We start from the raw sequence: 6,190 nt of genomic DNA on the forward strand, positions 1-6,190 counted from the left end.
GTCCACTCATCCACGGGTGCGTAGCTCAGGGGTAGAGCGCTGCTCTTACAAAGCAGATGTCGGCGGTTCGAAACCGTCCGCGCCCACCGGTACGAAGGCCCCCGACCGTTTTGCGGTCGGGGGCCTTCGGCGTTCCCGGCGGGGGCGGGGCGGCGTAACTGGCGTTGGTGGGTGCCGTGTTCGTCGGGGGTGGAGGGTTGACGGGGTGTCGAGGGGGCGTGGGATCGTCGGGGGATGGGTGAGTGGGTGGTGGGGGGTGCCGCGCTGCTGGCCGTCGTGGGCTGCGGCGTGGCGTACGTGCTGCTGGACCGGGCGGCCCGGGAAGGGTTCGAGCGGCGGCGGGATGCCGAGCGGGCGCGGCTGCTGGCGGGGGTGGCCGAGCCCGCGGCCGTCGAGGCGGAGCCGAAGTACGCCGACGTCGGGGGGCTGCCGGCGGGGCGGCGGGACGGGCACGGCGACGCCGAGTTCACGTCCGTGCTCGTCGAGTACTACGCGTACGGGCTGACGCAGGCGCGCAGCAGCTTCGTCACCAGCCAGCGGTTCGCGGGGGTGGGGGCCGCCATCCTGCTGCTCGGCGTGGCGCTCGCCGTGTGGAAGGCGGAGAGCAGCGGAGAGCTGTACCTCGGGGTGGTCACGAGCTCGGTGGGCCTGGTCATCACGCTCGTCGGGCAGCTGTTCCACCGGCGCGCCGATGTCGCGCTCCGGCACATGGCCGGCCAGACGGCCTCCCTGCGCGAGGACCGGCGGGCCGCCGCGGCGATGCAGCAGGCCGTCGAGCTGCTGGAGGAGGTCGCGGACCCGGTGCTGCGGGCGCGGCTGCAGGCGGGGCTGATCATGAAACTGTCCGGCGCCGAGCTGCCCGAGTAGCGGGATAGTGGGTGTATGTGCCGTTCCATTAAGACCCTGCGCCCGCCCGCCCTCCCCGAGAAGGCCACGGAGGAGGAGATTCGCGCCGCCGCGCTGCAGTACGTACGGAAGGTGTCCGGGTTCCGGGCGCCCGCCGCGCACAACCAGGAGGTTTTCGACGCCGCCGTGGAGGCGATCGCCGAGGCGACGCGGGACCTGCTGGACGGTTTGCAGGTCAGGGGCGCCGCCGTGACCTCGACCGCGACCGTCTAGCCGCCTGCGAATCAGGTGAGGCGGGAGCGGCGCCGCAGGACCCGGATGCCGGTGCCCAGGGCGCCCGCGGCCAGCGTGGCGCCCAGGGCGATCCGGCCGGTGCCCGTCGCACTCATGCTGCCTCCCAGCCCGCCGCGGGCCGCGCCGGAGGTCACTTGGAGGGAGGGTGACGCGCCGGCCGCCGGAGCCGCCGCATTCGAAGGTGACGGTGTACGTCCCGGAGTTGGCGTTGCCGAAGACGGTGGCGCCGCCGAAGAGGTTGGTGGCTTCGACGTGGATTCGGTCGCGCGCCGTGCAGTGGACGCTAGGAGCCGGGCCCGGGGCGGCGATCGGGGCCGGGTGAACGGGTGAGCCGCTGCTCCGCCCGGGGACGGGCGGAGCGCCGCTACGCCGCCGGGGCCGTCGCGGGGGCGGGGCGGCGGATGACGAAGACCGCCAGGGCGCCCGCGGCGAAGAGGGCCATCACGGAGACCGCGGTGCCGAGCCAGGGGGCGCCGAGCCACTGGGTGCCGAAGTACCCCAGGGCCACGCTGTACCCCGCCCAGGCCATGCCCGCCAGTACCGACCAGGGCAGGAACTCCGTGACCTTGCGGTGGGTCTTGCCCGCGCCCAGGGACACCACGGAGCGGCCGGCGGGGGCGAAGCGGGCGATCACCACCAGGGCGCCGCCGCCACGGGCCAGGGCCGTGCCCAGGCGCTCGTGGGCGCGGGTCAGCCGACGGGACCGGGCGATCGCACGGTCCAGCCGGGCCCCGCCGCGCTGGGCCAGCCGGAACGCGGCCATGTCACCCAGGACCGACGAGGTCGTGGCGATCACCAGCAGCGCGAGGATGTCCGGCACCTGCGCCGGAACCGCCACGGGCACCGGACCCGCCGCCCCGGCGGCCGCTGCCGCCGCAGCGGCGGTGATCACCAGAACCCCGCTCGGCAGCACCGGGAGGAAGACGTCGAGCACGACGGACACCGCCACCACGACGTAGATCCACGGGCTCGCGGTCAGCGACCCCAGAGTCTCAAACAAGGCGGGACTCCCCGGTCCGGTTGACGTACTGCGGCATGAAGCGCCGCGACGTCGCGGGGGAGCGGCAGGGGCGGCTTGACAGCCATACAGCGTACGCCTGGCGTTGGTGCGCCGTATGCCCGGGGGCTGCCCGGGTGCACAGTGTGTCAGCTCGCGCCGCCGGCCCCCTGCGCGCCGCCGACCGGCCCCACCGCAGGTGTCAGCTCCCGGTCCAGCACCGTCACCAGGCGGGCGGTCTTCTCGCCCCTCCGGCCCCGGTGCGCCTGGTCCAGCCGGAGCCGGGCCGAACGCCCCGCCAGCGCCAGAGTCATGAGCTGGTTCCCGAACCACGGGCCGCCCGTACGCCGCCAGCTCAGCGGCGGCCTGCCCGTCCGCCCGTGCCGCGAGAACCCGCGCCCCAGCCACCGGCCCGTCCGCGACCAGCCCAGCCGGAAGCCCCACTTCACCACCGCGTGGATCGAGTTGTGCACCGGTGAGCACGTCAACTGGAACACCCGCGCCGTACTGGGTATTCGAGGCTCGGCCACATACGCGTGATGGACATCTCCGGACAGCACGCACACGGTCGCCGGCGCCCGCGGCCCCGTCCCCACCTCCTCGATCAGATCGCTCAACGCCGCGAACGAGGCGGGGAACGCCGCCCAGTGCTCCAGATCGCTGCGCCGCCGCAGATCCTCCCCGATCCGCGCCCACCGGGGCCCCCGCTCGCCGCGGCAGAGCGCCGCGTTCCACGTCTCCGCGTCATGGATCAGCGGCGGCATCAGCCACGGCAGCGACGACCCGATCAGGAGGTGGTCGTAACTACCGTGCCCGGCCAGGGCGTTGTCGCGCAGCCACTGCTGCTCCGCGGGGTCGAGCATCGCCCGCCCGTCCTCGGCCAGCACCCGGGCCGCCCGCGTGTCCACCATCAGCAGCCGCGACCGGCCGAAGTCCCGCCGGTAGCTCCAGCGCACCGAGCCCGGATCGGCATCGGCCGCGGCGGCGAAGGCCCGCAGTGCGTCCGTACCGTCCGGGGTCGCGCGCACGGCCTCGTACAGCGGGTCGGCGGCGAGCTCGGCCGGGGAGAGGTTGCCCAGGTGCTGGTACACCCAGTACGACATCAGCCCGCTCAGCACCCGCTCCGGCCACCAAGGCGTCGCCCGCATCTCCGCCAGCCACGCCGCGCTCGTGTTCCAGTCGTCCACGAGGTCGTGGTCGTCGAATATCTGCAGGCTGGGAACGGTCGACAACAGCCACCGGATCTCCGGGTCGAGCCAGGACTCGTCATACAACCGCGTGTACTCCTCGTAGTCCGCAACCTGGGCGCCGGGAGCCTCCCGCAGATCCCGGCGCGCCGCGAGCCACTGCCTGGTCTCCTGCGACAGCTGGTCCGCATACACCTGGTCGCCCAGCAGAAGGAGCACGTCCGGCCGCACCTGATCCGGATCCGCGGCCAGCCGCGCCGCGAGCGTGTCGAGGGCATCCGGGCCGTGGGGCCCGTGCCGGCCCGCCGGCGGCGCGGCCTGCCGGCACGACCCGAACGTCAGCCGCAGCCCCGGACCCGGCTGCCCGGCCGCGGCGACGGCGGGCGTGGTGATCGTGCTCGGAGGAAAGGCCGTGCCCGGCAGCGGCCAGACGCGCACCCCGTCGAGCAGCACCTCGTACGCCGTGGTGCTCCCCGGGGTCAGGCCGGTCACCGGCACCAGCGCGTAGTGGTGCCCGGCGATCTGGAAGGTGCGCACGCTGCCGCCGGCCCCGCCGGCGCACCGCACCTCGGCCGTGCACGGGCGATCGGCCTCGACCCATATCGTGGCCGAACCGCCCGTGTCCCAGTCGACGTAGCGAAGCAGTGGCCCCAGACGCAACCCGGCCATGCAACTCCCCCTCCTCCGTAGCCCCTTCGATCACGGTACGACGGGAAAGGGGGGTGTGGCCTCCCCCTGGCGGGGGAGAGGCCGGGTGAAAGGCCGGGCGGGGGAGGGGGCGGCCGTCAGCAGCCGTTGAGGACGCCCACCAGGGCCGACTTCTCGCCGGAGTCCATGCTCAGGCCCCAGTACTGCTTCACGTTGACCCACATCCGGGCGTACGTGCAGCGGTAGGCGGTCCGCGACGGCAGCCACTTGCCCGGGTCCTGGTCGCCCTTGGCCTGGTTGACGTTGTCGGTGACCGCGATGAGCTGCGGGCGGGTGAGGTCGTTGGCGAACTGCTGGCGCTGGGCGGTGGTCCAGGAGGCGGCCCCGGAGCGCCAGGCCTCGGCGAGCGGGACGACGTGGTCGATGTCGAGGTCGGCGGCGTCGGTCCAGGTGGCGCCGTCGTACTCGGAGTACCAGCTCCCGCTCACGGCCGCGCAGGCCGAGTCGGTGACGACGCCGACGCCGTCGCGCTTCAGGACGGTCTCGCGGGTGTTGCAGGCGCCGGAGACGGTGCTCCAGTGCGGGAACAGGCTGCGGCTGTATCCGCTGAGGGAACCCTCCGCCTTCGGCGTGACCGTGGCGAGGTAGGAGCGGGCGGCCGCGGCGCTGATGGGGGCGGGCGGGGCGGCCTGGGCGACGGGCGCGTTCACGAGGGACGTGAGCGCGGCGAGTGTGGCTGCTGACGCGAGCACGCCGGCTCGACGCGCGTAGACACCGGATATGAGGGTCTTGAGGGCCATGAGGGGGCTCCCTGAATGCGGGGGGATTGTGGCCGGTCGGCCCCGAAGGGGCGCGGCCATGGTGGCGGCGCCAGATTGCGTGGCGGCGGGCGCAAGGTTACAGGCTTGCGACATGAGCATGTCACGTGCGGGACGGTCAACTGCCGCGAGATAAGCGGAGGTTGTGGTTCCGGGGGGTGGGGGAGCCGGTGGTGGGGTCAGGTGCGAGGTCGGCGGTGGAGCCGGCGAGGGAGTCCGTGGGGTCGGCGGCGGGACCAATGGCCCATTTCGAGCCGTCGTGAGCGTCGCGTATTCTGTGGAGTGCAGAAGGGGAGTAGCTCTTTGCCGGACCGTCGACATACTGCTGGGTCACCCCAGCCGGCGCCCGGAGGCAGGCCGCGTTCAGCGGTCGGCCAGCGAGACCTTCGGCCGCAGTGTCCTGTCCTAGTTCATCTGCACCCGTCCACATCGGGTGCAGGGACGCAGTCAGGGCGCCGCCGAGCCGAAGCGACCCCTGAAACACCCCGGTCTCTCGGTATCGAAGGCGTCCTGCCCGACCGATAGAGGTTCCGCCCCGTGTTCAGCAGTACCTTCAGCATCACCGTCACGGCGATCGCCTTCGGAGTCGTCTTCCTCGCGGAGCTCCCCGACAAGACGGCCCTCGCCGGACTGATGCTCGGCACCCGCTACCGCGCTTCGTACGTCTTCGCCGGAGTCGCCGCCGCCTTCGCCGTACACGTCGCACTCGCCATCGCCGCGGGCAGCGTGCTCACCCTCCTCCCGCACCGGCTCGTCCAGGCCTTCGTCGGCGTCCTCTTCCTCGCGGGCGCGGCCATGCTGCTCCTGAAGAAGAGCGACGGGGACGAGGAGGTCAAGGCGCCTGCCGATCAGTCCTTCTGGAAGGTCTCGGGGGCCGGATTCATGCTGATCCTGGTCGCCGAGTTCGGTGACCTGACCCAGATCATGACCGCGAACCTCGCCGCGCGGTACGACAACCCCCTCTCGGTCGGCCTCGGCGCCGTCCTCGCGCTGTGGGCGGTCGCGGGCATCGGGATCCTGGGTGGCAAGACCCTGATGAAGTACGTGCCGCTGCGTCTGATCACGAAGGTCGCCGCGTGTGTCATGGCGGCGCTGGCCGCGTTCTCGCTGTACGAGGCGATCGCCGGCTGACGGCCGGCTGATGGCCGGCTGGTCGCCGGTTGGTCGCCGGTCGGCGAGGGTTGACCGCCGACTGGCGAATCCCGCTTGCCGGCGGGCGGAGTCGTCGAACCTGTCCCTGCTGGGGCTCGTGCGGCACCTGGCGGGGGTGGAGCAGTGCTGGTTCCGCCACGTGACGGCAGGTGAGGACGCACGACGCCACTATCGGACGGCGGCGGATCCGAGGCGGATTTCACGGGGGCGGTGGCCGACCCGGCGGCGGTCGCGGACGCGTGGGCCGG

General features: G+C 73.0%; 7 protein-coding genes and 1 tRNA gene. 5 read left to right on the plus strand and 3 right to left on the minus strand.

Going from position 1 to position 6,190, the window contains the following annotated elements; translation table 11 throughout:
* The first annotated feature begins 14 nt into the window (after window positions 1–14).
* From ACS04_RS33920 to ACS04_RS33930, 3 genes are all read left to right on the plus strand, one after another.
* Window positions 15–86: transfer RNA gene (locus tag ACS04_RS33920), tRNA-Val, on the plus strand.
* 148 nt (window positions 87–234) lie between these two features.
* Complete coding sequence (locus ACS04_RS33925; protein WP_078865631.1) at window positions 235–867, plus strand: TRADD-N-associated membrane domain-containing protein; 633 nt, start codon at window positions 235–237, stop codon at window positions 865–867.
* A gap of 15 nt (window positions 868–882) precedes the next feature.
* Window positions 883–1,119, plus strand: coding sequence for a DUF2277 domain-containing protein (locus ACS04_RS33930; protein ID WP_048480694.1), 237 nt, complete (start codon window positions 883–885; stop codon window positions 1,117–1,119).
* Between the two features lie 385 nt (window positions 1,120–1,504).
* Here the strand turns inward: ACS04_RS33930 and ACS04_RS33935 are convergent, their stop codons facing one another.
* The 3 genes from ACS04_RS33935 to ACS04_RS33945 all read right to left on the minus strand — a co-directional run bounded on the left by ACS04_RS33935 (window position 1,505) and on the right by ACS04_RS33945 (window position 4,754).
* Window positions 1,505–2,140 carry a DedA family protein gene (locus tag ACS04_RS33935; RefSeq protein WP_078865632.1) on the minus strand — a complete coding sequence of 212 codons (636 nt, stop codon included), beginning with the start codon at window positions 2,138–2,140 and terminating at the stop codon, window positions 1,505–1,507.
* Between the two features lie 146 nt (window positions 2,141–2,286).
* On the minus strand, window positions 2,287–3,993 hold the full coding sequence (locus tag ACS04_RS33940) for an alkaline phosphatase D family protein (protein WP_048480695.1): 1,707 nt from the start codon (window positions 3,991–3,993) through the stop codon (window positions 2,287–2,289).
* A gap of 116 nt (window positions 3,994–4,109) precedes the next feature.
* Window positions 4,110–4,754 carry an HNH endonuclease family protein gene (locus tag ACS04_RS33945; protein WP_048480727.1) on the minus strand — a complete coding sequence of 215 codons (645 nt, stop codon included), beginning with the start codon at window positions 4,752–4,754 and terminating at the stop codon, window positions 4,110–4,112.
* 573 nt (window positions 4,755–5,327) lie between these two features.
* On the opposite strand from ACS04_RS33945, the gene ACS04_RS33950 reads away from it, so the two are divergent.
* Together ACS04_RS33950 and ACS04_RS37155 are read left to right on the plus strand one after the other, a co-directional pair.
* Complete coding sequence (locus tag ACS04_RS33950; protein ID WP_048480696.1) at window positions 5,328–5,921, plus strand: TMEM165/GDT1 family protein; 594 nt, start codon at window positions 5,328–5,330, stop codon at window positions 5,919–5,921.
* 10 nt (window positions 5,922–5,931) lie between these two features.
* On the plus strand, window positions 5,932–6,190 hold a 259-nt coding region (locus ACS04_RS37155; protein WP_158977792.1), incomplete at its 3' end, for a mycothiol transferase.

Source organism: Streptomyces roseus, assembly GCF_001044425.1.
Lineage (GTDB): Bacteria > Actinomycetota > Actinomycetes > Streptomycetales > Streptomycetaceae > Streptomyces > Streptomyces roseus.